The sequence below is a fragment of the Clostridium neonatale genome, from assembly GCF_900465025.1.
GTDB lineage: Bacteria > Bacillota > Clostridia > Clostridiales > Clostridiaceae > Clostridium > Clostridium neonatale.
This window is the reverse complement of record NZ_UICR01000001.1, coordinates 2,338,500-2,364,621: the sequence shown is the minus strand read 5'-3', so window position 1 is coordinate 2,364,621 and position 26,122 is coordinate 2,338,500. Positions and strand designations below refer to the sequence as shown.

Genomic DNA, 26,122 nt, shown 5'->3' with positions numbered 1-26,122 from the left:
TATTTGCTTTCAACTATTGTATTACATCAAACCCTACCATTTTAGCCTTTTCTGTAAACTCATTTATAAAAGCACTTATCTTACTTTTATCAACTATAATAGTAAGATTTTTTCTTGCTCTAGAGCAACCAACATAGAATAATCTATATGCACTTAAAACGCCATATACAGTACTGTTCTTAAAACATTTTTTAGCATTTCCAACAGTCTGTTTTTTCAAATAGTCAACATACACTTTACCAGCGATTTTTTCAAATAATTTGCTATTTGCAAATTCTGAAAGAATTTTATCAGACTGTTGAATTAGATATTCTTTATGTTTTTCATGTAGTTCCTTATTTAAGTTATCTGTTTTTATACCAATGGTATTCTGTACATCAGATACAAATTTGGCATATGAGAAATAAAAGCTTTCAAATTCATTAAGCGAAAAATCTGTTTTAGCCCAAACTTCAAAAAATTTATGTATATGAACAGTTGGTTCATTAAAACTATCTGCTGCAATAAAAACCACCGTATCATGACTTTCTCCTTTAACACCATGTTGCGTAGATATATGTGGTTCTTTAAGGTACTTGTATAATGACTGAACTTCCAAAACTGAAACTTCAAGTATCTTATCATATTCGTTATGAGGATTTATTTTATCTAAACATGACTCTACAATAATTTGATTATCTTTTAAGTATTTAATAAGTTCTCCTATATTTTTTGTACTATCATTAAATATTTCAAAAAATGCCGCCCATAAATGTTTAATTCTTAATTTGTCAGTATGTTTTGTAATAGAATTTACACCCGTGTTAAAATACTTTTTATATTTCTTACATTGGAAGATAAGATTTCCATATTGCCCACTTGTCCAATAATCACTCATCTCATTTATCCTAAATAAAAATTTCATCATCTCATCTGGATTATCTTCCCTAGTATCAGTTAAAACATTAATTGCAGAATATTTTTTTCCAAAACCATATTGATCCATTCTACTGTATACATCCAATAATGAACCTGCTCCTATTTCCTGAAATCTTTCTTTATTAAAGACGTATAAAATAAGTGTATCTGGATAACTCTTTAAATTACTATCTATATCCTTATGAATGTTATCAGACAAGATTATTCTTGGATTATATTCTGGATGTTTTCTCTTATTTTCTTCATATACTTCTTGCTTATATTTAGGATTATTATATAGATTGTTCAATATGTCTACAATAACAGGAATTGATCGATGATTTGTACCTAGCGAAACTTCTGTATTAAATTTCGAAAAAATACTTTCAAAGGAACCATCATAGGTTTTATATATCTGTTGCATTTTATCACCTAAAAAGAGGAGTTTAGTATCTGTATTTTTAATTGCCCTATAAAATATGTTAAGAACATCAGAGGAAGTATCCTGATACTCATCGATAAATATCAATTGATACTTATCGGATATCTTCTTTCTCACATTAGGATATCTATCCATTATTATTCTTGCAAACATTAATAAATCTTCATGACTTAACTTACCATAATACAAGGAGCTAAACTTTGTTTCACCATAAGAGATACGTTTAATATTTGTTTTTAATATGTTAATTGAAAGTTCTCCATATTTTTCGGTGTAACTCTTATTGCTTTCTTCTATTTTTTCATCATTGTTTACATTATTAATCCGCTCTTGTATACGCTCACCAAAAAATTCCCAATATAAATCTTTAATTGGAGTTAACACCAAAAGAGGTGCTACTAATGCATTAATAAATGAATGTATCGTGCTAATAAATATATGTTTATTATTAATACCAATCTTTAATTCATCAACTGCACGATTTGTATATGTAATGCATAATATATTATCTTCAGGATACCTAATAGTATGATCAATTAACATTTCTTTTATTTTTGTTGTTTTTCCACTTCCTGCAGGTGCATTAACTAAATATATATTTTTTTCTATCTCATTAGCCATTCTAGCCCCTCCTCAATATATGTTGGCAGCATCTTCTCATCAAAACCATACATAATAACTGAATACATAAAATCCGTTTTTCCGTTAGATGTAGCTTCCAAAATATCATATAATGAGAATACACTATCATCTTCTCTTTTTTTGGTTTTAGAATCAATAATCCTATCATTAGGGATCGAAAATTTTAATTTTGTAGCTTTTCTCTTTTTAACCCACTCGCTTCTTTTAATTTGATCATATGCATTAATATTAAATACTTTAGCTAACATTGCAGCCTCAAGTGTTCTAGCGTAATTATCTTTTTCTGTTTGAAATGCTAAGTATATTAAATCCTTTTTATCTTTATTCTCAGTTTCATATATGCAAACCACATTTTTCTTATCATTTATCCATTTATACAAATCTTGTATTTTGATTATAGTACCATGGGGCGCAAACTTACTACCGAATTTATCTTCACAATAAAACTTTATTATTGTTGAATTAGTTGATTTTGAAACTAATATATCATTTTTTGTCCTTGGATTTGAAGTATAATCAATATCTGTTATTATAAGAGTCTTTATCTTTAAATAGCTAATTAATTTCTTAAAATTATATGCATAAGCTCCTCCTACTTGAATAAATGCAATATACTTTTCCTGGAGGCTTTCAAACTTTGACCTTGTAATTACTCTTTTTATATATAATCGTTCTGTATCTCCTTCATATAAAATAGCAGAATCTGCAAATACGATTTCAGAATAACCAATCTCAAAAAACCAGTCATAAAAGTTTTCTAAGATATCATTGACTTCATCTACTGCGGCAGCAACTTCATCTTGTGCTTTTACTTCCTCCTCTGTGACCGTTGCATATTTTGATTGCACCTCTTCTCTTAGTTGCTTTCTAAATAAGCTAAGATTAAAAATTTCACTCTTAAATAAAGAGGTCATTCTGATGACCCTTAATTTAGATATGCTACAGTATTTAACAATTTCATTTGAATGTGTTGTAATCAATCCTTGAATATTATAATTGCTGTAGTATGTTAATAAAAATTTTATTAATACACTCTGCATTTGAGGATGCATATGTGCTTCCGGTTCCTCAATAAAGAACAAATTAACAACTTTTGGATCAATAGTCTTTAGAAACTTCTGAAGATCAATATGTATAAAAATCAAGTTACTATAGCCTAATCCTTGGGATGATTCATCTAATGAATATTGGTCAATATTATATTTAGCACATGTAATCCTGTTTAATAGACTATCAATATCCTCTTCTTCTATATCCATATTTAACTGAATTTTTCCAGCGTGGCTTCCATTAGTCTTTGACATAACATCAATTGTTTCATTTAACACTTTAGTGGATGTTTCCTTTACTTCATCTCCAATTTTAGAACTTTGAATTGGAATTAACACTTTATCTGGTAAATCCTTTATAAGATCTTTCCATTTGTTATCTTTACTGGCTAAAGAAATTAATTTTTTGCTTAAATTATGCCCATTATCATTTCCATAGTCATCTAATGGTCTTCCTGCATTAATAATTTCAAGATTGAATAATTTTCTAAATTGATTTAATTCCATTATTGAAGCATTTTCATATTTTTCATCAGTAAAATAACATTTTTCCTCAACACTTCTCGCATATATTCTGATAAGAATATCCTTTATAGACTCTTTATTTTTATTATTTTCAAACCTTGACACCAATTTATTATAACTTTCTATTATCATCTTTCCAAAGGTACTAACATTTAATTGAAGTGTGAAAACAAAATAAAATGAATATTTATCCTCATCTAAATCCATTAGATAATCCATAAAATTTCTAAGATCATCATCAACAGAATAATCAATTTTAAACTTTACTCTACATTCTGGTATTATTATTTTATTGTCTTCTGGAAAGACTTTATTTAGTATATTAGCTACATTTTTTTCTGGCTCATTTTTTAATTTCATATTTTCTTCAAAAATATCAAAAACACTATTGAACCACTTGTCAATTTCCATCACAGGAATATCCTGTTCTCCAAACTTAAATACATCCGACTTTATTATCTTTTTTAATAAATTAATCAGAGTTGTTTTTCCACTGTTATTTGGCCCCGCTAATACAGTCATATTCTTTTCAAGAGAAAGAGTAACATTATCTAATTGTCTAAAATTTTCTACTGCAATACTACTGATATACATCCAATTATCCTCCCAAACAATGTAATTATAGATTGTTTACTAATATAAATTTTCAAAATATAATGCTGTTAATTTTATTTAGCATTCCACTTTATTAAATTCCATATTTATCCTTAATAATCTCGTTAATTTTATTTAATATTTTAATTTCATGATAATCTTTCATATTTCTCTGATTATTTTTTCCATCCAAATCCTGATACACCACTGGTTTAATTTATAGCAACATCTATTAAATTTCTCCTACGAAGTGATACTAGACCTATTAGATATTTAGAACCTTACGTAAACATACTGCAATTATATTGGTATATGCAATTAATACCTCCTAAATTTTATTAGTCGTTTATTCAAGTATTATAAAATATCAATAACTTTATCATTACAATTCAATTACTCTAGTACTATTAATTCCCTTAACATATTATCCACCCCAATTATTACTATAAATATATCATTTGTAAACTTCCTATTATAGACATACCAAGAACATAAAAACATGAATGTACCGTATAACAACTCGAATCATATTTTCTACCTTTAATTGTATATATTTACACTTTTTAAATTTATTATATATTTTTATTTATATTATCGCAATATAATTAGACCAATTTATTCATTTAATACTAATTTATAGATTTATAAATATAAAGTAAAATTATTAATTTAAGTCCAGGCCCACTTACATTGCAGTGACATTCTTAAATTCAATAAAAAAAGCCAAAACCATAAAAATAGTTCTGACTTTATAATTATATCTACTTGTTATTCACTTTTAATTTTACTTTTCAATTAATAGTTACATTTTAATATCTCTATGTATGTACAATCTTCCTACTTAACCTTAACAAACACAACCTTCAAATAATCCCCTTCTGGGAATTTATCAGTAACAGCAAAGTCCATTGGCAGGCTATGTTCTTCTAATATATCATACTCCTTATTGCTTTCTTTAAATGCATCATCTATAAACTTCTTAAACTTAGCCATATTAAATGTAGCACAGTTTGTTGAGCATACAATTACTCCTTCATCTTTTGTAACATCTATAGCAAGCTTAACTAAGTCTTTATAATCCTTAGCTGCAATAAATCTATTATCTTTAGAAGTTGCAAAGCTTGGAGGATCTAGTATTACCACATCAAATTTTAATTCTTTCTTTTTTGCTTCCTTAAAATATACAAATATATCTTCAACAACTATTTCATGTTCATTATAATCTATATTATTTATCGTGAAGTTTTCACGAGTCTTTTCTAAGCTTCTGCTTGCTAAATCAACGCTTGTTGTTACAGCTCCGCCTTTAGCTGCTGCCATAGAAAATGCTCCTGTATATGAAAATGTATTTAATACAGTTTTTCCTTTTGAGTAAAGATTTTTTATGGATTTTCTTACATCCTTTTGATCTAAAAATACTCCAACCATAGCTCCATCATTTAAGTAAATTGCAAAGTTTACATTGTTTTCTTTAACTATAAGAGGTTCTGGTGCATGTTTTCCTATGTAGAAGCTGTCTTCATCTACTACCATTCCATTATTATCAAATCTCTTCTTTTCATATATTCCATCAAATGAAACCAATGATTTTATAGCTTTAATTATATGTTCTTTAAATACATACATTCCTCGGCTGTACCATGTAATAAGGTAGTATTCATTAAAGTAATCAATAGTTAAGCCGCCTATTCCATCACCTTCTCCATTAAATACCCTGAAAGCATTTGTATCTCTTGAATGATATAATTTAAGTCTTTTTGAAAAAGCATTTCTTAGTTTATCATAAAAGAATTTATAGTCAAAATTACTCTTTGGACTGTTGCTTAAAATCCAGCCTATGCCCTTATTTTGAATTCCATAATATCCTTTTCCTAAAAATTGTTTCTTTTTATCTAAAAGTACAACTATATCACCTTCATTTCTTAAAGCTTCAGGATTTTCTAAAGCTTCTTCAAGTATTAAAGGATACTTATTCATATATTTCTTAACAAATTCATTTTTAACTATAACATTTATTTCTTTCATCTTATCACATCCCAAATTTAATAAATAATATAATATATTTAAAGGGCTCTCTCACAAATATAAGATTATACTACATATAGTAATAAATGCTTAAATTTAAGTATTATATATAGTAGATATAGTACTTAGTGTGACATCCCATCAATAATTGACAATTATCCATTATCCATTGTCAATTGCATTAACATGTGTTATTATATCATACATTAAATTTTCTTTACTACCTAATTATTTCTTTTTTTATGCCTAAGACACAAAGTTTTAAAAATGCTACTATAAAAACTAAATTTGAAAATACAAATAAAATATTATTAGTCAAACTCAAACTATTTCTATTAAGCGCGCCTAACCCTATAATAAGTAAAGAATATGGAAAATACATGCCAGCATTTTTTACATATAAAAATAATCCAAAGAAGCATAAAACAAATCCAATTCCTATAGGTACAGCAAAACTTTTAAACTTTATTGATAAAAATAGCTGAACTATACCAATAGATATAGATGCTACATATCCTCTTATAAACCATCCTAATGCTTCACTTGGAAATGTTCCTGCAAAGCCAAGGATTTTTCCGCTTATAAAATACAATAAGAACAATACACAATGAATAATGAATGTAATTATAGATAAAACTATTAATTTGCTTATAATGATATGTTGTACTTTTAATGGAAGTGAAAATACTTTACTCCAGTTTTTATTTGTATATTCCATTCTACATAAATATGCTGCACAAATTCCAATTGTAACTGGATAGAAAAAATCACCATAAAATAATCCAACTTGTGTCCATAAACTATACCATTCTTTACTTAAAACCTCTTGATTTAAATAAAAGTTTGCATCACCAACAATTATACTTAATATAGGTAGTACTATCATTGGAATAAATATATAAGATTTTTTTAATTTAATAAGTTCACTTTTTATAACATTACTTAACTTCATTTCATATCTCCTCGTATAATATTTTTAATCTATTTCCGGTTTAATAATAATTAAATTTCTTTTTTACAAAACATCTTTTTTCCTAATATATATATCAAGATTCCAATAAGAAAAATAATTATAACTGGTATAATACTAATTCCTTGATAATTTATACCTGATATCTCATTTTCTTTAAAAACTAATGATATTGGTGATAGATCCCAATAATATGACCATAATATAATTCTTCGTATCCCTTCAGGGAAAAGTCCAGCTGTAAATCCTACAAATGAACCTGCAAGTCCTAAAGTTATTGCATATATTTGATTTTTATAAAAACTTGATATTAAAAGCTGTAATGCTATTATTGGAATACTCACCATAAACGTACATAATGAGAAAATCATAAGTAATAATAAAGAAAACTTAATTTTTGCAAAAAGTGAATAAATCAAAATAGTTGCAAATTCTCCACTTATACATAAAAATATTAAAATACTTGAAATAATGAATTTATTTAAATAAATACATTTTTTTGAAATTCCAACACAAAAGAGATTTTTCCAAAAATTATCTTTATGTTCAATTTCACATAATCTTGATATAATAACTGCAATTAGAATTGGAAAAAAGATTGCATTTAAATCTGTTAATTCCATAATTAAATATTCCATTTCAAATCCCTGAATGTTATAACTTAAATTACGCTTGGCTAAATGTACTCCAAAAATACATTCAAAGGAAATAAGCAAAATCATAAAAATAAATACTTTTTTCCTTTTAAGTTTAAAAAACTCTAAATATAATGCATTCATTATAATGTACTCTCCTTTCCTGTAAGTTCCATAAAGATTTCTTCTAAAGTTTTTCGATTTTTCTCTATTCTGTATATATTAACGCCTGACTTTACAAGAAAAGAATTAATACGTGAAACTACATTATCTTTTATATCCCCAAGTACTAAGTAATCATCTTTAATCTTTGAGCTAAATCCATTCATATTTAAAATATTTTGTGCTTTATTTAAATTATCACTTTTAAGTAAAATGCTAGCTTCTCCTTTTTCATGAAGTTTTTCTAATTTATCTTGAAATACAAGTTTTCCCTCTGTAATAATTCCAACTTGTGTTGCAATCATGTCAATTTCATTTAAAAGATGACTTGATATGATAACTGTCATATCATATTCTTTAGGAAAACTCTTTATAAGTTCACGAATTTCATGTATTCCTGAAGGATCTAACCCATTTGTTGGCTCGTCTAAAATTAGTAACTTTGGAAAATTTAAAATTGCCATAGCTATTCCAAGTCTCTGCTTCATTCCTAGTGAGTAATTGCGTACTTTTTTATCTTTTGCATTTTGAAGTCTTACAATTTCTAATGCTTTATCTATATTTTTAGGCGGTGCATTTAAAAGCTTCTGCATTATCCTCATATTTTCAAGGCCTGTAAGATGATCATAATATGCAGGCGACTCTATAAGTGAACCAATATTTTTTAATATTGATATTCTATTTTTCTCATTAAACTCCTTATTAAATATTTCTATTTTCCCATTAGTAGGCTTAACAAGGCCTAAAAGCATTTTTAAACTAGTAGATTTTCCTGCTCCATTTGGGCCTAAAAATCCATAAACTTCACCTTTATTAACTTCTAAGTTTAAATTTTTTACTCTCATAGTCTTGTCATATTCCTTACATAAGTCTGTTGTTGTTATAATATTATTCAAATTAATTCCTTCTTTCTTCATTTTAAATAAATATTAGATTTTCTTAAGCTTTCAAAAACATTATATAAATCCTTCCTTACGCAATTCTGACGCTTACCTTAACTGAACCTTAATTAATTTATTTCTTTAAAAACTATAAAAAATTTAATGATATAATATTTTTGGGTGATTTTATGAAAAATATAGAAAATGTGAAAAATCTCAAAATTTTAGTTGTTGATGATAATACTGAGATTTTAAATATGATTGATAATATTTTAAGAAAAGAAGGTTTTACAAAAATCTTTTTATCTTCTTCATTTAAAGATGCAAGTGAAAAATTCAAAACTATACAGCCTCATTGTGCGATTTTAGATGTCATGCTTGATGATGGTGATGGATTTACACTGCTTACTGAAATAAGAAAAACTTCTAAAATACCAGTAATTTTTCTTACTGCCAAAGGTGAAGATGAAGACAAGCTTCTTGGATTATGTCTTGGAGCAGATGACTATATGGTTAAGCCTTTTCTTCCAAAAGAACTTACACTTAGACTTACAGGAATTTTAAAAAGAGTCTACTTACCATTTACACAAGAAAAACTGCCATCATTTGAACTTGATTCATGCAAAGTTGATCTTGAATCTGGAATTGTATATAAAGATGGAAAAGAAATCCCTTTAACTGCAAAGGAACTTGCACTGCTTTTAAAACTATACGAAAACAAAGGAAAAATAGTAACTAGCGATGCTTTATGTGAGGCTGCATGGAATGATACTTTGTATGGATATGAAAATACTCTTATGGTACATATAAGAAGAATACGTTCAAAAATAGAAATTGATCCTTCTTCACCAAAACATCTCTTAACAGTGAGAGGCCTTGGATATAAATTAAAATAAGGGAGGCAGATTTATGAGTACTTCTAAAAATATTTTAAAAAAATTTATATTAACTACTGCTTTAATAACTTTGATTTTATTTCTATTTAATTACAGTATTATAGTAATGTATATGTCAGAAGGAGTAAGTCTAAATTCTTCTGAAAGTCCTGAAAATTTGCTAACTGATATTGAAAATAATTTAAAATTAGAAAATGGTGAATATTATATTAATGATAATACAAAGACAGAATTGAAAAATGCAGATGTGTGGGCTATGCTCATTAATAATGATGGCAGCGTAATATGGAATTATGATTTACCTAAAGATGTTCCCCTTAAATACAGCCTTACTGATGTGGCTTTATTTTCCAGAAATTATTTGAATAGTTATCCAGTTTATTCTTGGAAATATAATGAGAATCTTATCGTAATTGGATATCCAAAAGATAAATATGCAAAATACCAATATACATTTCCAGTTGAATGGGTAAAATCAGTTCCTATAAGAATTTTGGTATTTCTGTTATTAAATATACTGCTTGCATTGATTTTATCTTTGTTTATAGGAAGTAAAATGATTAAATCTATTAAACTGCTCATTTCTGCTTTGGAGAAGCTTTCAAAAGGTGAATTTGTAAAGGTGAATTGTGAAGGAGTCCTTAAAGGTATTTCAAATAGTATAAATGAAACATCAATAATTCTTAAAGAAAAGGACGAATTATTAAAGAAGAAAGATAAAGCAAGATTAAGCTACATAGCAGGAATTTCTCATGATATAAGAACTCCCCTTTCTATGATACTTGGCTATTCAAGTGAACTTCAAGATAATGAAAATCTATCTTTAAAAGAACGTGAAGAAATGAGAACTATCGTTAGGCAAAGCATTAAAATAAAAAGCCTAATCAGCGACTTAAATCTTGTATCATCATTAGAATATGATATGCAGCCAGTTAATTTAAAAAAAGTTAGAATTTCTTCACTTCTTCGAGAAATTATCTGTGACTTTATAAATAATGATTTAGATGAAAAATATGATATTTCCTTTGAAAATGATAATGAGAATATTATTATTTCTTGTGATGAAAACTTAATAAAAAGAGCAATTACAAATTTAATACAAAACAGCATTAATCATAATCCAAATGGATGCTCTATTGTTACAAAGCTTATATGTGATAATTCAAATAACTGCATCATAAAAATATATGACGATGGCATTGGAATAACAAAAGAAAAACTTCAAGATATTTTAAAAACACCTTACGAAAAAGAAAAAATATCAAATGATGGAACAGTAACTCATGGACTTGGCCTTGTTATTATAAATAGTATTATTAAAGCACATAAAGGTGAATTCATTATAGAAAATGATATAGATAAGGGATTTTCTTCTTTAATAAAACTACTTATTTAGAAACAAATAAGCCATAACAAGAAATTAAACATTCCTGTTATGGCTTATATCTTTATTTAAAATTGTGTTTATTAAGTTTTTATTAGAACATTTTATTTTTCAACAAGAATTTCGCTTGGATCTATAGAATCTCCATAAGCAGGAAGTAATGTAGCATCATATGCTTCCTTCATAAATCCATTTCCATTAAGTGTATCTATTTCTGTATTAAGCCATTCTAAAAGATCAGTGTTTCCTTTTTTAACTGCTGGAGCAATTGTATCTTGTTCTCCAAGATTTGTTATTCCAACTTCAAATCCTTTATTTTCTCTTGCCCATGCAAATAATAATGTATTATCATGTGCTAAAGCATCTCCACGTCCATCTTTTAACGCTTCAAATGTTTCAGTATTTTGGTCAAATTTTAATAATTCTATATCTGGATAGTTTTCAGTGAAGTATGTCTCTGCTGTTGTTCCTTTATTAACAAGAAGTTTTTTGCCTTTTAAATCATCAACAGACTTAATTGTTCCATCTTTTGATACAACTCCAAGTGCAACTTTCATATAAGGATTTGCAAAATCTACTACTTCTTTTCTTTCATCTGTTACAGTAAAGTTTGCAAGGATTATATCAACTTTGTCTGATTGAAGAAACTCTACTCTGCTTGCAGCTTCAACAAGAACAAATTCCACCTTGTTTTCATCTCCAAGTAAATCTTTAGCTATTCTCTTTGCAATATAAACATCGTATCCTTGGTTTTCACCATTAGAATCAACATATCCAAAAGGTGGTTTATCGCTAAATACACCTATTCTTACAGTTCCTCTCTTTTTAATTTCTTCTAATTTACTAGCAGTACTTGAACTAGCTTCTGATGAATTTGCATTACCACATCCTGCAAATATTCCTACGAATAATAACAGTGACATTAATAATCCAGTAATTTTTTTTACAGCTTTCATTTTTGGTCCCCCTAATTATTGTATTTAAATATATTTAAAAAGCGCCTAGCCCTTTCAGTTTTAGGCTCTTTAAAAAACTCATCTGGAGATGAAGTTTCAACAATCTGCCCTTCATCCATAAATATTATTTTATCCGCAACTTCTTTTGCAAAGTTCATTTCATGTGTTACAAGAATCATTGTCATTCCACCATTTGCAAGTTCAAGTATTACATCAAGCACTTCCCTTACCATTTCTGGATCTAGTGCTGCTGTTACTTCATCAAAAAGCATTATTTCAGGATTCATGCATAAAGATCTTACTATTGCAATTCTTTGCTTTTGTCCTCCAGATAACTTTCTTGGAAGTTCAAACTTTCTCTCAAAAAGTCCAACTCTTTTAAGTAATTCATCAGCTTGCTTCTCAGCTTCCTTAGGATCTCGTTTTTGCGCTTTTGTAGGCCCAAGAAGTATGTTTTTTATAACATTCATATGCGGGAACAATTCATAGCTTTGAAAAACCATACCTATTTTTTCTCTTGCTTCTTTCCAAGCTATGTCTTTTCCTATCAATTTATCTTCTAAGTAAATACTACCTGAATTTATCTTTTCAAGACCATTTAAACATCTTAAAAAAGTACTTTTTCCACATCCAGAAGGTCCAAGTATTACTATAACCTCTCCCTTATAAACATCTAAGTTTACTCCCTTTAATGCTTCAATATTTTCATAGTTTTTAGTCAGATTTTCTATTCTTAAAATAGATTTAGAAGAATCTATATCTTTTTTGTTTTCTATTATTTCGTTTTTTATTTCACTCATTTATTTTGCCTCCTTTTGTTCTAGCCTACCCACTTCTGTTCTAAAATTTTGGATATCTTAGAAAGAGGATAGCAAATTATAAAATATAAAAAGAATATAAATCCATAAACCCAAAATGATGCTGTTGGTGCTTTTAAAATTGAAGTTTCTATTATCTGCTGACCTATTTTAACAACTTCAACTACTCCAATTAAAACTACAAGTGATGTTGTTTTTATCATTCTTGTAGATAAATTTATTGCACCTGGAAGTATTCTCTTTAAAGCTTGTGGAAGTATTACATATAAATAAATATCTTTTCTGTTTAAATTAAGTGATATAGCCGCTTCCTCTTGATGTTTAGGTATTGATGTTATTGCGCCTCTTACAATATCACCCATTTCAGCAATTCCCCAAAGTGAAAATACTACAATTGAAACTACTTCACCACTTATATTTAAGTTAAATGCTTTATCAACTCCAAAATACAGTATGAAAAGCCACACAAGTATTGGAATTATTCTTACTATTTCAAGATATAATCTACAAATAGCATGTACTATTTTGCTTTTAAAAGTCATTACTATTCCAAATAATACTCCTAATATGCAAGCAATTATAACTGAAATAAATGCTATTTTAGCAGTAACATATAATCCACCAAAAAGCCTTTGCATATTCATTCCTTCGAACAAAACTCTGTAATCAGTGTTTTGTATTCCTAATAAATTAGTTACCATATTGTGCATATCTACTTCTCCTTTCTAAAACGCTAGTTAATATTGACACAGGGAGTAGAATTATTAAATATGCAACAACAAGCATGAAAAGTGCTTCATTTGTTTTATAATACATACCAATCAAATCTTTAGCTACAAACATTAAGTCCGCTATGGCAATTGCTCCAACTATTGATGTTTCTTTTAATAAGAATAAGCAATTAGCCCCAATAAGTGGAACTGATACTGAAAATGCTTGTGGTAAAATTATATATCTAAAAACTTGTAAATTGTTTAACCCTATGCTTGTTCCTGCCTCAATTTGTGACTTAGGTACAGATTCAAGCCCCGCTCTAAAGCTTTCACACATATAACTGCCTCCCAAAAAGGCTAGTCCAATTATTCCGCATGAAAATCCACTTAAATGTACTCCTATTTTAGTAAAACCATAATATAAAAAGAATAGTTGTATTAAAAGTGGTGTATTTCTAGACAATTCAATATATATATTTACGATTTTACGTAATACTTTCACTTTAAAATATAAAATAGAACTGCATATAATTCCAATAATAACTGATAACGCTATTCCACCTACTGCAAGTGCTAAAGTTAAGTACATTGCATCAATATATTTGGGAACATGCTTAAATATAAACCCCCAGTCCATTTATTTACCTCCTCTTATGATATTCTAAAATTGTCATACAATAATCCCGATTATCTTTATAGGAATTATTATATAACAATTTAATTAGATGTCAATACCACTACTTAAAAATAATGTAATTTGTTTATCAATTATGTATTTTTAACAAAAATTATTTTACTAAATAATATACCAGATTATTTTGTTGCTAAATTTGTAATCATCCTTCTCTAATATATGATTTTTATGGCCTATATTTAATAATGTATCAGCATCAGTATATTTTGTTACAAATCTAAATTAGGCTTTATTATTATTTTTTATAAGCTATAATAAAAAAATATCCCTTATTTATAGTTTTGCTAACCATAAATAAAGGACGTAGAATCATGGTTTAGTGGATAACAACCGAAATTCAATATATAAGAAAAGTTCCGAATTACAGTATAGCTGCTCTTTGGCATATAATGCTTGGTGAGGTACGAACTTAGCAGTATAGCCCCTATTCATCTAATGATGAATAGGTTTCCTTATAAGTGCACATTCGTAAGGATTTATATTCTGATATTTATAAATCTATATCTTTTAAAAAATGGTAAAATATTAACTTTTTAAATCTTTAATATCTATAAATAACTATTCCTTAATTTAAAAATGTATTTATGTATAGCAGCAATAATACAGATACTCTGAATTTAGATGAAACAAAGAAATAAAGCTCTTATGTGTGCGGTGTCTTGCATTCAAAAATTGAGCTTTAGAATTCTTCATGTAGACTTGTTCCAAAATTGTTTGTCCAATTTTATATTGGAGCAAACATTTGTGGGTGCAAGTCTGCATGTTTGAATTCTTAGCTTCATTTTTGTAGCAAGCGAGCACCACATAAGAGCTTTATTTCGGTTATTCACACTAAACTCAGTACGTCCCTTATTTAAATTGAGTATATGTCAGAAAATTCAATATCAAATCTTTCAACTTTTGATGTTATTTGTTTTGTATATGTATAATTCTCATTCTTTTCTTCAGTTAATCTAATTGGAAGAATAAATACAAATTTGCTACCTTTTAATTCTGATGTATCTACATAAATTCTCCCTCCATGCAATTCTACCAATAGTCTAACTAAAAACAAACCTATTCCTGTTCCTTCTCTTTGTCTTGTATATAAATTTTCAGACTGAGTAAACCTTTCAAATATTTTTTCTTTATCTTCATTATGTATGGGATCTCCATCATTTCTAACACTTATTATAACTTCATTTTTTTCAGAGTCCATATCAACAAATACTTCGATATTACCTTTTTCATATGTATATTTTAATGCATTTGAAAGTAAATTAAGTATTATCCGTTCTATTTTCATCGGATCACAAGCTAAAATAATTTCTTCTTCAGTTGTATCAAAAATTATATTTCTTTTATTTTCAGTTATATATTCTGCAACTGAAAGAACAATATCTTCAATTAGACTCACAATATTGTGATTTCCAAGTTCTAAACTGTAGCTTCCGCTATCAATTTTAGTAATATCCATTATATTATTTACAATCTTTAAAAGCCTGTATGAATTTTGCTTAATACCTTTTAAATACCTATTCATATCTACTTTACAGATATTACATGTATTGTTAGAATTATTAAATCTCTCTGCTAGTACTTGTACAGTTGTAAGTATTATATTTAATGGGGTTTTAAACTCATGAGACATATTAGCAAAAAATTCTGTTTTTAAACTTTCTAATTCAATTGTTTTTTCTAACTTCCTTTTTTCATCTTCTAATTTTAATCTAGAAGTTATATCTTTTCCTGAAATAAAAAATTTATTATCTTCACTAATGTACATTATATTCCACTCAATACTTTTATACTCATTATTTGCACATAAGTATCGTACTACAATTCCATGTATTTTCTTGCATTCTTTTGCAATTTTATATATCTTATCAACTTTTTCTTCATCATCTGGATGACGTAAAATTTTCTTTTTATATCTATCTCCTATTTCTTGAATATCATATCCAAAAAACTTCTCTAAATGTTCTATTTCACCTCCATTTTCAAAATAATTTTGCTCACCATCAAATATAATATAAAAATCAATTGTATTTTCTAAAAAAATCTGAAGCTTTTTTTCACTTTTTTTTCTTTTTTGCAGTTCCATTTTATACTTATTTGTAAGAATTCTGTTTTTTATAATTACTCCAAGTCTATCACATGTATTCCAAATTAAATCTTCCTCAATGTATGAATATGAACTTTTATCATCATAATGAATATTTAATATTCCAATTAATTCATTTTCATATTTTATAGAATAGGTTTTGATAAAACTTATGATATTCTTACCATTATATTCTATTTTAAAAGGCTTATTAACATTATTAGCATTCATCAAGTAATCTTCATATTCTTTATGTAATTTAACATTATAATCTTTTGGAATTATACTATCATTATATGTCTTTAAAAATATATTCATTTTTTTATTTTCTTCATCAAATATAAATACTGTTACCCCACTTGCTTTTAAGGTATTTTTCAAAATATATGGTAACTCGCTTGTATTGTTAGCGTTCTTATTATCTAATAGTGTAAGTGTACTTTCCTCAATTTCTTTATAAAGATTCTCATTAAGTGTTATATCTCTTCCTATTCCACCGATTAATTTTATATCTTTGTTGTTATTTTCTAATATCATTCTAGAAACTTCAAAAAAATTCTTGAATTTCATATTAACAGGGATTTTCCTATGAAATACAGTTTTCTCATTATCCAATATTTCTCTATCTTCTGATAAAAATAGTTGTGATGTTTCCTCATCTCTAATATCATAGTCACTTTTTCCTATTATGTCTTCTGGGACCATGTTAGTTATTTCTGCATACTGCTTATTAACATACTTATATATTCCATCGCTACCTTTAATCCAAACTGGATAAGGAATATTATCTATTAAATATTTTAAATCTTCTAATTTATAATCTTCAGTGTATTTATAATTATTTCTCATACTCTCAACCCTTTATATGTTATTTTAGCAATTATTCATAAGATATTTGTACAATATACAATAAGTATATCCTGTTATTATAATATTTACAATAAAATATAATTAATTACTTAATATTGAATTTATTCTTTGATAATTACAATTTCTCCAAGAATTTTTCAAGTATTTCAGCAGTTATTCCCCATATAACATAGTGATCATATTTATAAAATAAAGTTCTTCCTATTCCTTCTCTGAATTTATAATTTTCTCCATCTTGTATCAAATCATAAGGGAAATCTTTCTCACGTATAGCTATTAATCTTTCTTTTGTTTTTATAGGTTCTATATTATATATTTTCTTTATTGGAATATAAAAGATATGATCAACTTCATCCGTATTGATTTCTAATTCATCTAAATTCTTCACTTGCCCCAAAAAAGGATATATTATTGTAGACTCAAATTTAACAACTGTATCAAGTTCACATATTATATCAATTGACTTAAGACCGATTTCTTCTTTGGTTTCTCTAAGTGCTGCCTCATATGGGAATTCATTTTCTTCAATTTTACCACCCGGAAAGCATACATCCCCTGGCTGAGTTTTTAATGTTTTAGCTCTAACTTCAAATATTATATTCAGTTCGTTATTAATATTAATTAATGGTATTAATAATGAATATTTTTTCATAGTCTTATGTCCGCTTATATTAACTTTTCTATCTTTTAATTTATTTTTTATTATTTCAATATCCATATCTATAAAAATCCTTTTCTTTCATACTATGCTTATTATTATAATTTATTTTTTCAATGAAATATAATTCTTTACATAAAATATTGTTAAAATTCTTTTACTAAAGTATACTTATTTTATAAAGTATATATTAATTTTTTGTTACTTAAATGTTTTATTTTTAGAAAGGTTTGTTGTTATGGGTGATGTTTTAATAATTGGAATACTATTTATTGTAGCATACATAATTGGAAAAGTTATTGGTAATGTTATTTATAAAAAACGTAAAGGAAAAAAATAAAAAACCTGGGAGAACCCAGGTTTTCATTTTTTAATCATTATATTCGTAATTTGTTATTTCGTTTATTGTGTTATCATCATTCATAAATACAACCTTAGGTTTATGCTCTTTTGCTTCTTCCTCACTCATTTGAGCGTAAGCAATTATTATTACTTTATCTCCAGGCTGTACACATCTTGCTGCAGCACCATTTAAGCAGATTGTACCTGAACCTCTTTTACCTGGAATAACATATGTTTCAAGTCTTGCACCATTGTTATTATCAACAATTTGTACTTTCTCATTTTCAAGAATTCCAGCAGCATCCATTAGATCCTTATCTATAGTTATGCTTCCAACATAATTTAATTCTGCTTGAGTAACCGTTGCTCTATGAATTTTTCCTTTTAACATTGTTAATACCATTTTATATTTCCCCCATTTGTTTCTAAGTTATAATACATAAACAAAAATCATAGTTTTTTCAATTTTTTAATAAAAACTGTTTTTAGGTTTTTGTAAAAAATATTGTATTTTTAGATTTTATTAAAAATTTAGATTTTTATATATTATTTAAATTCTTATAGTTTTTTAATAATTACGTTTTTATAAAAATATCAAAAAATCAGATTATCAATAAGTCTTGTTTTTCCTATATAAACTGCTATTGGAATTAAAATTTTATTTTCTATTGTATTAACATCTTCTAAACTTTCTGCATCCACAACTTCTACATAGTCAATCCTAGCTAATGGATCTAAGTTTAACTCATTTCTTATTATCTCTTTAATTTTTTGTACATCTCTTTCTCCTGACATTAAAGCTTCTTTAGCTAACTTTAAACTTCTGCTTAAAACTAATGCTGACTTTCTTTCATCTATTGAAAGATAAGTATTTCTTGAGCTTTTAGCTAGTCCATCTTCTTCTCTTATTATTGGACATTCCACTATTTCAACATCAAAATTTAAATCTCTCATCATTCTCTTTAAAACAGCAACCTGCTGAGCATCTTTTTGACCAAAATAAGCTTTATCTGGAGTTACTATATTAAATAATTTAGATACTACTAGGCAAACTCCATCAAAATGGCCTGGTCTTTTAGCTCCACAAAGTTTATCTGTTAAATTCAATACACTTACACTTGTAGATTTATTTTCAAAATACATTTCACTTGGTTCAGGGTTAAAAACTATACATGATCCTGCTTCTTTTGCAGTTTCTAAATCTTTTTCTATATTTCTTGGATAAGCATCATAATCTTCAGTTGGTCCAAATTGAGTTGGATTTACAAATACACTTACAATAACTTTATCGTTTTCTTTTGCTGCTCTTTTTATTAAACTTTGGTGACCTTCATGAAGTGCTCCCATGGTTGGAACAAATCCTATGGTAAATCCTTGTCTTTTATATTCTTTAATTATATTTCTTAATTCTTTAATTTCTTTAACTAACATAATTTTGCCCCTTTTATAATTAATTAAATTTTAGATTTTATTTTTTATATATAATTCTTTTAAAATTCAGTTTTTGTGAAGTATTTTATTTTTTATAGCTTTTTTTAATTTATATAAAATTTATAATATACTGCTTTTTTTAAAATTTCTTAAAAATCATAGTTTTTATGATTTTTAAGAATTTAGTTAATTTTTTATTTTTTTAATTTATAATAAAAAATATATAAATTAAGATATATGACTTAATATAATTTCTTTAATTCTTCCTCATTTATACTAAAAGTATGTTTTTCCTCTGGAAAACTTCCATTTTGAACTTCACTTATATAACTTCCTACAGCTTCTTTTATAGCAGTTCCTAGGTTAGCATATTGTTTAACAAATTTAGGAACAAAATCATTAAACATTCCAAGCATATCCTGATAAACAAGTATCTGCCCATCGCATTCCTTTCCTGCACCTATTCCTATTGTTGGTATACTTATTGAATCTGTAATCATCTCTGCAACCTTTCCTGGTATTCCTTCTAGAACAACTGCAAATGCTCCAGCCTTTTCTATAAGTTTTACATCTTCAATTAATTTTTTTACTGTTTCTTCATTCTTTCCTTGAACTTTAAATCCACCAAAAGCATTTACTGATTGAGGAGTTAGCCCTAAATGTCCCATTACAGGAATCTGTGCATTAACTATTGCTTCAATTTGTTTTATTACATGAGCTCCACCTTCAAGTTTAACTGCATGAGCTCCACCTTCTTTTACTAATCTTCCAGCATTTAATACAGCTTGTTCAACTGATATATGATAAGATAAAAAAGGCATGTCACTTACTATTAATGCATTTTTTGCACCTTTTTTAACCGCTTTTGTATGATATATTACTTCATCTATTGTAACACCTAATGTATCTTCATCACCTTTTATAACCATGCCAAGTGAATCCCCTATTAATATCCCATTAATATTACATTCATCAAATAATCTTGCAGTTGAATAATCATATGCTGTAAGCATTGATATTTTTTTATGTTGTTTTTTCAAATCCTTAAATGTTAGAATTGTGTTTTTCATTACTTTCTGCTCCTTTAAGTAATTCATAAATTTCTTCATATTTTTGAATTTTATAAAAATTATTTTGATTCATTGCATTTTCCTTTTTACAAGCTAGTTCTAAAAGATTTAAAGATAGAATATCATAAAGCTTATTATGTTCTTCGAATAAAGATGCTTTATGTTTTTTTATTGTTTCTAAATCTCCACGTACAACTGGTCCTGTAAGTGAATTTAAAAAGCCCTTTTCAAAAATATTATTCATATTTCCATAAATAAGTGGTTTAAGTGCTTTTAAAGCTTCTTCTTCACTTAAATCAAAGTACTTTAGATAGCCTGTCCCAATATTTATTAAAGATAATACTAGGTTAGAAACAATAACATTACATAAATGATATTTTGAATCTATTTCGCCGTTTCTAATAAAATATTTATTAGGCAGTTTGTTCAATAAATCTACTATTAATAAATGACTGTTAAATTTTAAATTAGCATCTGTTTTCTTAGAAATATTTTGACTCTCTAAATTGTCTCCTTCAATTGAAAAATAGATTTCTTTTAAATCTCTCATAATTACATTTTTATTTGGAAATGCAAAGATTGGGTGTATAGAATAGATAAGTGCTCCAGCACTTTTTGCATTAGATAATACACATGATTTTAGAGAGCCACTGCAATGACAAATGCATCTGCCTCTTAAATCAAATTCTGAAATTTTTTTATCTATAATTGAAATGATATCGTCAGGAGTTGTAATAAATATTATATTACTTTCTTTAATTATATCTTCAATATTCACATAGTATTTCGAATTTGTAATTATTGAAGCCTCTTTTGCGCTTATAAAATTTTGACCATAAAAGCCTGTTACATATAATTTATTGTGAGTAAAGTAGCGTCCAAGGTTTACGCCTACCTTCCCAGGTCCTATAAAACCTATTTTTAAACTTATAAGTACCACCTCCATATAAAGTGATACAACATCCTAATTTCAATCTCATTCAATATACTAGATATGAGTTGTATTATTAAATAATAAAAAGTCTGGTGTAGTTCTATCTTGATACTACCCAGACTTATTTTATCATCTTGTTATAAAATTAACAATACAATTTTTATTTTTAATCTTCTTTGAGACAGCATACACCATCTATATTATTAAGCTGCATCATATATTCATTATGGTCTCTTTTTTCAGCAAGAGTAAGTGTCATAGAAAAGGCTATAGTATGGCTGTCTAATTTATCTAACTTTCTTACTTCTACATTTGTTATTTTAGTTCCATCAGACTTTACAACTTTCATAAAGTTTGCTATTCCTACTACTTCCTCAAGTTCAACGTATATATCTAATACCCTTGTATGCATTCTAGAATGAACATCCCATCTGTGGAGTACAGTAACAACTGCATATAAAAAAATACAAGAAAGTATTGCACCTTCATAAAAACCTATTCCAACAGCTAGTCCCATACAAGCACAAGCCCAAAGGCCCGCAGCAGTAGTAAGTCCTTTTACTTCATTTTTTCCTACAACCATAATTGTACCAGCACCTAAAAAACCAATTCCACTTATGACCTGAGCTCCCATTCTGCTTGCATCGCCAGTCATCCCAAGTATATCACTCATGTACTGACTTGTTATCATTATCATAGCTGCACCAATACATACAAGTATATGTGTTCTAAATCCTGCTGGTCTTTTCTTTCTTCCTCTTTCAGCACCAAGAATTCCTCCACAAATTGTTGCAAGAGTAAGTCTTATAATTATAGAAATAGTATTTATTTCTCTTAAGTATAATGTAAGTTCTTCAAAGTAGTTTTGTATATTCTGCATTATAAAATCACGTCCTTTGTATAATGTTCAAAATAACTCTTTTGTTAATAAAATATTCAACTATTAAAATTAAGTTCTATTATTAAATACTAATACTAATTGTTATTATCTTTAAGATATTAATTTTTTTACAAATTCCTCGTATTTGAAAATATGATTAGAGTATTATGGTACATATAAAATTAAATAATAAATAGTCATGTTAACTAATAAATATGAAATAGATTATATCATAAAATACTAGTTAAAACAGCATTCATTAAAATATATAAGTCTATAACTTTTATATTTTAAGTTATAGACTTATAATACTTAATTAAATAGTGATAAAATATCCTCCTCAGATAACGTATTAATATTATCTGCACTTAAATCATCACCTAAAATTTTAGAAATAAGTTCTCTCTTAGTATCTTGAAGATCAACTATTTTTTCCTCTATTGTTCCTTTAGCAATAAGCTTAATAACTTCTACAACATTTTTCTGTCCAATTCTATGTGCTCTGTCTGTTGCTTGATCCTCTACAGCTGGATTCCACCAAGGATCAAAATGTATTACAATGTCTGCACTTGTTAAATTTAACCCTGTCCCACCAGCTTTTAATGAAATTAGAAAAACACTATTTTCTCCATTATTAAATTCTTCAACCATCTTCATTCTATCAATTGATGGTATAGATCCATCTAAATATGAATATCTAAAATTATTTTTTTCTAACGTTTTACCTATATTTTTAAGCACAGAAGTAAACTGAGAAAATACTAGTACTTTATGATTTTCACATACACTTTGCTCAAGTAGCTCCATAAGTGAATCTATTTTCCCACTATCCCAATTATACTCCTCCATTACCACAGACGGATCTAAGCATAACTGACGAAGTTTTGTTATATAAGATAAAATTTCGATTTTACTACTAGTAAATTCTAAGTCTTCTACCTTTTTAGCAATTATATCTTTTACGTATTTTGAATAAGCTTCATATACTTTTGTCTGCTCATCACTAAGTGGAACATATAATCTTTTTTCAATCTTATCAGGTAATTCTTTAATTACATTTTTCTTATACCTTCTAAGTATAAACGGCTTAATAAGTCTATTTAATTCTTGAATAATTTCTGGACCTTCTTCAAGTCTTCTAAAATATCTATAAGTAAAACGCTTTTCATCATAAAGATAATTTGGCATTATAAAATCGAAAATTGACCAAAGCTCCATAAGGGAATTCTCTATTGGAGTACCAGTTAATGCAAATCTTCTTTTAGCATTAATAGTCTTCACAGCCTTTGCATTTTGAGATGATGAATTTTTTATATTCTGTGCTTCATCTAAGATACAATAATCAAATTCCATAGTATAAATATCTATATCACGTCTTAAAAGATTATATGTAGTTATAATAACATCGTATTCTTTATACTCTTTAAGGAGTTTTTCTCTCTCTTCTTTGCTGCCGTTTGCTATTGCAATTTTCATATTAGGTGCAAATTTTTTGAATTCATTATTCCAGTTATATATAAGAGATGTAGGTGCAATAATTAAACTTTTGCTTCCTTTGTTTGATAATAACAATGTTATGGTTTGAAGTGTTTTACCAAGGCCCATTTCATCACCAAGTATTCCACCAAAACCTAAATAATCTAGTGTTTTAAACCAATTATAACCACTTATTTGATATTCTCTTAAGCTTGCATTTAAATCATTTGGAACTTCAAATATTTTGCCTTCAATATTTGTAAGCTTCTTCTTAAGCTCCTTAATTTCTTTACGCCCCTTTATATAGCGCATTTTTTTATCTTCTAAATAGTCTTCTAAATATACAGCTTTATTTAAAGGTATTTCTATTACATTTTTATTTAATATTTCTTCTTCTATTAAATTATCAATAAGAGTTAATGCTTCTTTAATGTTCATTTCTTCTAAATCTAAAAATTCTCCATTTTCAAGCTTATAATACTTAACATTATCTCTAAAACTTCTTAAAATCTTAGTTATTTCTTCCTCTCCCAAATCCCCAAGATTAAATTCAAATTCAAAGTAGTCATATTTTCCTTTTCTAACTTCACCTTTAAATTGTGACTTAGTTAATTTCTTTAACCCCTTAAACCTTTCTGAATAATATACTTCTCCATAACTTTGAAGCTTTTCTATATCATACTTAAAAAATCTAAAGCCTTCCCCATCATCACCTATAAAGTAAAATTTATTATCTACTTCTTGGAAATGTAGTCTTCTTATAAGACCAAATACTTCACTTTCAGATGCAGTATCCCTATATATTACCTTATCTTTATATTCTTCAAAGTAATTAAATTCGTGGCCAGCGTATGAAACTTTAAATATTAAAGATATTTCCTTATCTTTATCAAAATAAAAGTTAAACTTAGGCTTTGATATTACAACCTTATTTTTTATACTTTTTGATAATATTAAACCATCAGTCACTTTTTGAATGGATGGTATTAAATCCGTTAATATTTTAGTTTCCTTATCTTTAGGAAAACTAATTTTTGAAGTTGCACCAAAAATCTTTAAGTAGGGCTCAAGCCTTTCACATTGTTCTAATGATGGTATATAGATTGAAGTTCCATATAAAAATACATCTTCATCTTTTGTTAAAGCTTCAGGCATTCCATTATTAGCTTCCAAAGTTACACTATCTTTTTTAGTATCTAAACTCAAAGGAATAGGTATATCTTCTTCTAATATCTCACTTTCAAGTACTCTATAAAAAAATCCATCCCCTAAATAAACTCTATTTTTTTTAATTATTCTTAAAAACTCTTTTACCATATAATCTGGAATTGTTATTATTTTTCCATCTATAAGTTTATCTTGTGATCTTCTAAAACTTCTATCATTTTCAGCAATAGATCGGATATTATTCATAAATTTAAACAATCTTTTATCTTCTAATGATAATCTTTGCCTTCTTAAATCAAACTCAAAATCTTTTCCATATTTTATAGGAACATTATTGTAACTACAAAGTAAAAATTGATTAATGTCCCTAATTATATACATCTTACTACTTTTCTTTCTAATCCCAACTTTAAATTCTGCTTGTAGTTTTGATGACCAATTATTTTTATTTATTATAATATCAAATTTAAGTAAATCCTTCTCTTTATCATCTATTAAAAGAGATAATAAACTTAAGCTGCTATCCCTAGATGTACTATTTTCTGATTTATTTTCTAAAGATTTAGAAAGTTTTTTTCTTAGTTCAGAATCATTATCTATACTTTTTAAGAAAGAGTAAAAGGTTGCTGTAATATGTTTACAGCAATAATTATCTTTCCTAAATTCATTTTTTTCAAAATCTGCACAACTACAGTGAGTTCCAATAAGTTCTCTAGTTATATTATCAATTTCTAAATTGCATGAATACTCACTATAAAGGCTTTCAGAAACAACATATGATTTTATATTAATAGAATCGTCTTCTACATTTATATTTATATCTTTAATAAGATCATTTTTTAAAACTCTTTCTCCTTTAGTTTTCATAAGATTTGTAATGTGCTTATTAAATTCTTCAAGTAAAATCTGTTTTATCAAAATATCACCC

General features: G+C 26.9%; 20 protein-coding genes. 2 read left to right on the top strand and 18 right to left on the bottom strand.

Annotation, left to right across the window (positions count from 1 at the left end; all coding sequences use genetic code 11):
* Positions 1–13: 13 nt before the first annotated feature.
* The 6 genes from CNEONATNEC86_RS10830 to CNEONATNEC86_RS10805 all read right to left on the bottom strand — a co-directional run bounded on the left by CNEONATNEC86_RS10830 (position 14) and on the right by CNEONATNEC86_RS10805 (position 8,837).
* Complete coding sequence (locus CNEONATNEC86_RS10830) at positions 14–1,960, bottom strand: UvrD-helicase domain-containing protein (protein WP_125149937.1); 1,947 nt, start codon at positions 1,958–1,960, stop codon at positions 14–16.
* Positions 1,945–4,149: an AAA family ATPase gene (locus tag CNEONATNEC86_RS10825; protein ID WP_125149936.1), complete on the bottom strand. Its 2,205-nt coding sequence runs from the start codon at positions 4,147–4,149 to the stop codon at positions 1,945–1,947. Before CNEONATNEC86_RS10825 ends, CNEONATNEC86_RS10830 begins: the two co-directional genes overlap by 16 nt.
* Before the next feature lie 837 nt (positions 4,150–4,986).
* A complete protein-coding gene (locus tag CNEONATNEC86_RS10820) occupies positions 4,987–6,174 on the bottom strand; it encodes a class I SAM-dependent rRNA methyltransferase (protein WP_159135986.1) in 1,188 nt (395 codons plus the stop codon).
* Positions 6,175–6,394: 220 nt separating this feature from the next.
* The gene (locus tag CNEONATNEC86_RS10815; protein WP_125149934.1) at positions 6,395–7,126 is read right to left on the bottom strand and encodes an ABC transporter permease; all 732 of its coding nucleotides are present in this window, start codon (positions 7,124–7,126) and stop codon (positions 6,395–6,397) included.
* A gap of 50 nt (positions 7,127–7,176) precedes the next feature.
* Positions 7,177–7,923 (bottom strand): ABC transporter permease, encoded by a 747-nt coding sequence (locus CNEONATNEC86_RS10810; protein ID WP_125149933.1) that lies wholly within the window; start codon positions 7,921–7,923, stop codon positions 7,177–7,179.
* The gene (locus CNEONATNEC86_RS10805) at positions 7,923–8,837 is read right to left on the bottom strand and encodes an ABC transporter ATP-binding protein (protein ID WP_230132052.1); all 915 of its coding nucleotides are present in this window, start codon (positions 8,835–8,837) and stop codon (positions 7,923–7,925) included. The genes CNEONATNEC86_RS10810 and CNEONATNEC86_RS10805 overlap by 1 nt, the downstream gene beginning before the upstream one ends.
* A 182-nt stretch (positions 8,838–9,019) precedes the next feature.
* Between CNEONATNEC86_RS10805 and CNEONATNEC86_RS10800 the strand changes: the two genes are divergently transcribed.
* Together CNEONATNEC86_RS10800 and CNEONATNEC86_RS10795 are read left to right on the top strand one after the other, a co-directional pair.
* Positions 9,020–9,718 carry a response regulator transcription factor gene (locus CNEONATNEC86_RS10800; protein ID WP_200848524.1) on the top strand — a complete coding sequence of 233 codons (699 nt, stop codon included), beginning with the start codon at positions 9,020–9,022 and terminating at the stop codon, positions 9,716–9,718.
* Positions 9,719–9,731: 13 nt separating this feature from the next.
* Complete coding sequence (locus tag CNEONATNEC86_RS10795; protein WP_159135983.1) at positions 9,732–11,114, top strand: sensor histidine kinase; 1,383 nt, start codon at positions 9,732–9,734, stop codon at positions 11,112–11,114.
* Positions 11,115–11,206: 92 nt separating this feature from the next.
* On the opposite strand, the gene CNEONATNEC86_RS10790 is transcribed toward CNEONATNEC86_RS10795, so the two are convergent.
* From CNEONATNEC86_RS10790 to CNEONATNEC86_RS10735, 12 genes are all read right to left on the bottom strand, one after another.
* Positions 11,207–12,058, bottom strand: coding sequence for a cysteine ABC transporter substrate-binding protein (locus tag CNEONATNEC86_RS10790; RefSeq protein WP_159135982.1), 852 nt, complete (start codon positions 12,056–12,058; stop codon positions 11,207–11,209).
* Positions 12,059–12,069: 11 nt separating this feature from the next.
* Entirely contained in the window at positions 12,070–12,858 is a 789-nt protein-coding gene (locus tag CNEONATNEC86_RS10785; protein WP_159135981.1) for an amino acid ABC transporter ATP-binding protein, read from the bottom strand.
* 20 nt (positions 12,859–12,878) lie between these two features.
* On the bottom strand, positions 12,879–13,556 hold the full coding sequence (locus CNEONATNEC86_RS10780) for an amino acid ABC transporter permease (RefSeq protein WP_058296911.1): 678 nt from the start codon (positions 13,554–13,556) through the stop codon (positions 12,879–12,881).
* A 10-nt stretch (positions 13,557–13,566) separates the two neighbouring features.
* Positions 13,567–14,226: an amino acid ABC transporter permease gene (locus CNEONATNEC86_RS10775; RefSeq protein WP_058295303.1), complete on the bottom strand. Its 660-nt coding sequence runs from the start codon at positions 14,224–14,226 to the stop codon at positions 13,567–13,569.
* Positions 14,227–15,136: 910 nt separating this feature from the next.
* On the bottom strand, positions 15,137–17,215 hold the full coding sequence (locus CNEONATNEC86_RS10770; protein WP_125149928.1) for a PAS domain-containing sensor histidine kinase: 2,079 nt from the start codon (positions 17,213–17,215) through the stop codon (positions 15,137–15,139).
* A gap of 136 nt (positions 17,216–17,351) precedes the next feature.
* Positions 17,352–17,954 (bottom strand): NUDIX hydrolase, encoded by a 603-nt coding sequence (locus CNEONATNEC86_RS10765; RefSeq protein WP_058295305.1) that lies wholly within the window; start codon positions 17,952–17,954, stop codon positions 17,352–17,354.
* 310 nt (positions 17,955–18,264) lie between these two features.
* Positions 18,265–18,639, bottom strand: a complete 375-nt coding sequence (panD, locus tag CNEONATNEC86_RS10760; protein WP_058295306.1) for an aspartate 1-decarboxylase — start codon at positions 18,637–18,639, stop codon at positions 18,265–18,267.
* Positions 18,640–18,830: 191 nt separating this feature from the next.
* The gene (panC, locus tag CNEONATNEC86_RS10755) at positions 18,831–19,667 is read right to left on the bottom strand and encodes a pantoate--beta-alanine ligase (protein WP_159135980.1); all 837 of its coding nucleotides are present in this window, start codon (positions 19,665–19,667) and stop codon (positions 18,831–18,833) included.
* Positions 19,668–19,909: 242 nt separating this feature from the next.
* Positions 19,910–20,737: a 3-methyl-2-oxobutanoate hydroxymethyltransferase gene (gene panB / locus CNEONATNEC86_RS10750; protein WP_159135979.1), complete on the bottom strand. Its 828-nt coding sequence runs from the start codon at positions 20,735–20,737 to the stop codon at positions 19,910–19,912.
* The gene (locus CNEONATNEC86_RS10745; RefSeq protein ID WP_125149925.1) at positions 20,712–21,683 is read right to left on the bottom strand and encodes a Rossmann-like and DUF2520 domain-containing protein; all 972 of its coding nucleotides are present in this window, start codon (positions 21,681–21,683) and stop codon (positions 20,712–20,714) included. The genes panB and CNEONATNEC86_RS10745 overlap by 26 nt, the downstream gene beginning before the upstream one ends.
* 154 nt (positions 21,684–21,837) lie before the next feature.
* Positions 21,838–22,551 carry an MgtC/SapB family protein gene (locus tag CNEONATNEC86_RS10740; RefSeq protein ID WP_058295309.1) on the bottom strand — a complete coding sequence of 238 codons (714 nt, stop codon included), beginning with the start codon at positions 22,549–22,551 and terminating at the stop codon, positions 21,838–21,840.
* Between the two features lie 312 nt (positions 22,552–22,863).
* On the bottom strand, positions 22,864–26,112 hold the full coding sequence (locus CNEONATNEC86_RS10735) for a DEAD/DEAH box helicase (protein ID WP_159135978.1): 3,249 nt from the start codon (positions 26,110–26,112) through the stop codon (positions 22,864–22,866).
* Between the last annotated feature and the right edge of the window lie 10 nt (positions 26,113–26,122).

What these genes read in the sequence shown, in the direction of transcription:
- CNEONATNEC86_RS10830 (WP_125149937.1), bottom strand. Translation starts at nt 1,960, where the DNA reads ATGGCTAATGAGATAGAAAAAAATATATATTTAGTTAATGCACCTGCA.
- CNEONATNEC86_RS10825 (WP_125149936.1), bottom strand. Translation starts at nt 4,149, where the DNA reads ATGTATATCAGTAGTATTGCAGTAGAAAATTTTAGACAATTAGATAAT.
- CNEONATNEC86_RS10820 (WP_159135986.1), bottom strand. Translation starts at nt 6,174, where the DNA reads ATGAAAGAAATAAATGTTATAGTTAAAAATGAATTTGTTAAGAAATAT.
- CNEONATNEC86_RS10815 (WP_125149934.1), bottom strand. Translation starts at nt 7,126, where the DNA reads ATGAAGTTAAGTAATGTTATAAAAAGTGAACTTATTAAATTAAAAAAA.
- CNEONATNEC86_RS10810 (WP_125149933.1), bottom strand. Translation starts at nt 7,923, where the DNA reads ATGAATGCATTATATTTAGAGTTTTTTAAACTTAAAAGGAAAAAAGTA.
- CNEONATNEC86_RS10795 (WP_159135983.1), top strand. Translation starts at nt 9,732, where the DNA reads ATGAGTACTTCTAAAAATATTTTAAAAAAATTTATATTAACTACTGCT.
- CNEONATNEC86_RS10790 (WP_159135982.1), bottom strand. Translation starts at nt 12,058, where the DNA reads ATGAAAGCTGTAAAAAAAATTACTGGATTATTAATGTCACTGTTATTA.
- CNEONATNEC86_RS10785 (WP_159135981.1), bottom strand. Translation starts at nt 12,858, where the DNA reads ATGAGTGAAATAAAAAACGAAATAATAGAAAACAAAAAAGATATAGAT.
- CNEONATNEC86_RS10775 (WP_058295303.1), bottom strand. Translation starts at nt 14,226, where the DNA reads ATGGACTGGGGGTTTATATTTAAGCATGTTCCCAAATATATTGATGCA.
- CNEONATNEC86_RS10770 (WP_125149928.1), bottom strand. Translation starts at nt 17,215, where the DNA reads ATGAGAAATAATTATAAATACACTGAAGATTATAAATTAGAAGATTTA.
- CNEONATNEC86_RS10765 (WP_058295305.1), bottom strand. Translation starts at nt 17,954, where the DNA reads ATGGATATTGAAATAATAAAAAATAAATTAAAAGATAGAAAAGTTAAT.
- panD (WP_058295306.1), bottom strand. Translation starts at nt 18,639, where the DNA reads ATGGTATTAACAATGTTAAAAGGAAAAATTCATAGAGCAACGGTTACT.
- panC (WP_159135980.1), bottom strand. Translation starts at nt 19,667, where the DNA reads ATGTTAGTTAAAGAAATTAAAGAATTAAGAAATATAATTAAAGAATAT.
- panB (WP_159135979.1), bottom strand. Translation starts at nt 20,737, where the DNA reads ATGAAAAACACAATTCTAACATTTAAGGATTTGAAAAAACAACATAAA.
- CNEONATNEC86_RS10745 (WP_125149925.1), bottom strand. Translation starts at nt 21,683, where the DNA reads ATGGAGGTGGTACTTATAAGTTTAAAAATAGGTTTTATAGGACCTGGG.
- CNEONATNEC86_RS10740 (WP_058295309.1), bottom strand. Translation starts at nt 22,551, where the DNA reads ATGCAGAATATACAAAACTACTTTGAAGAACTTACATTATACTTAAGA.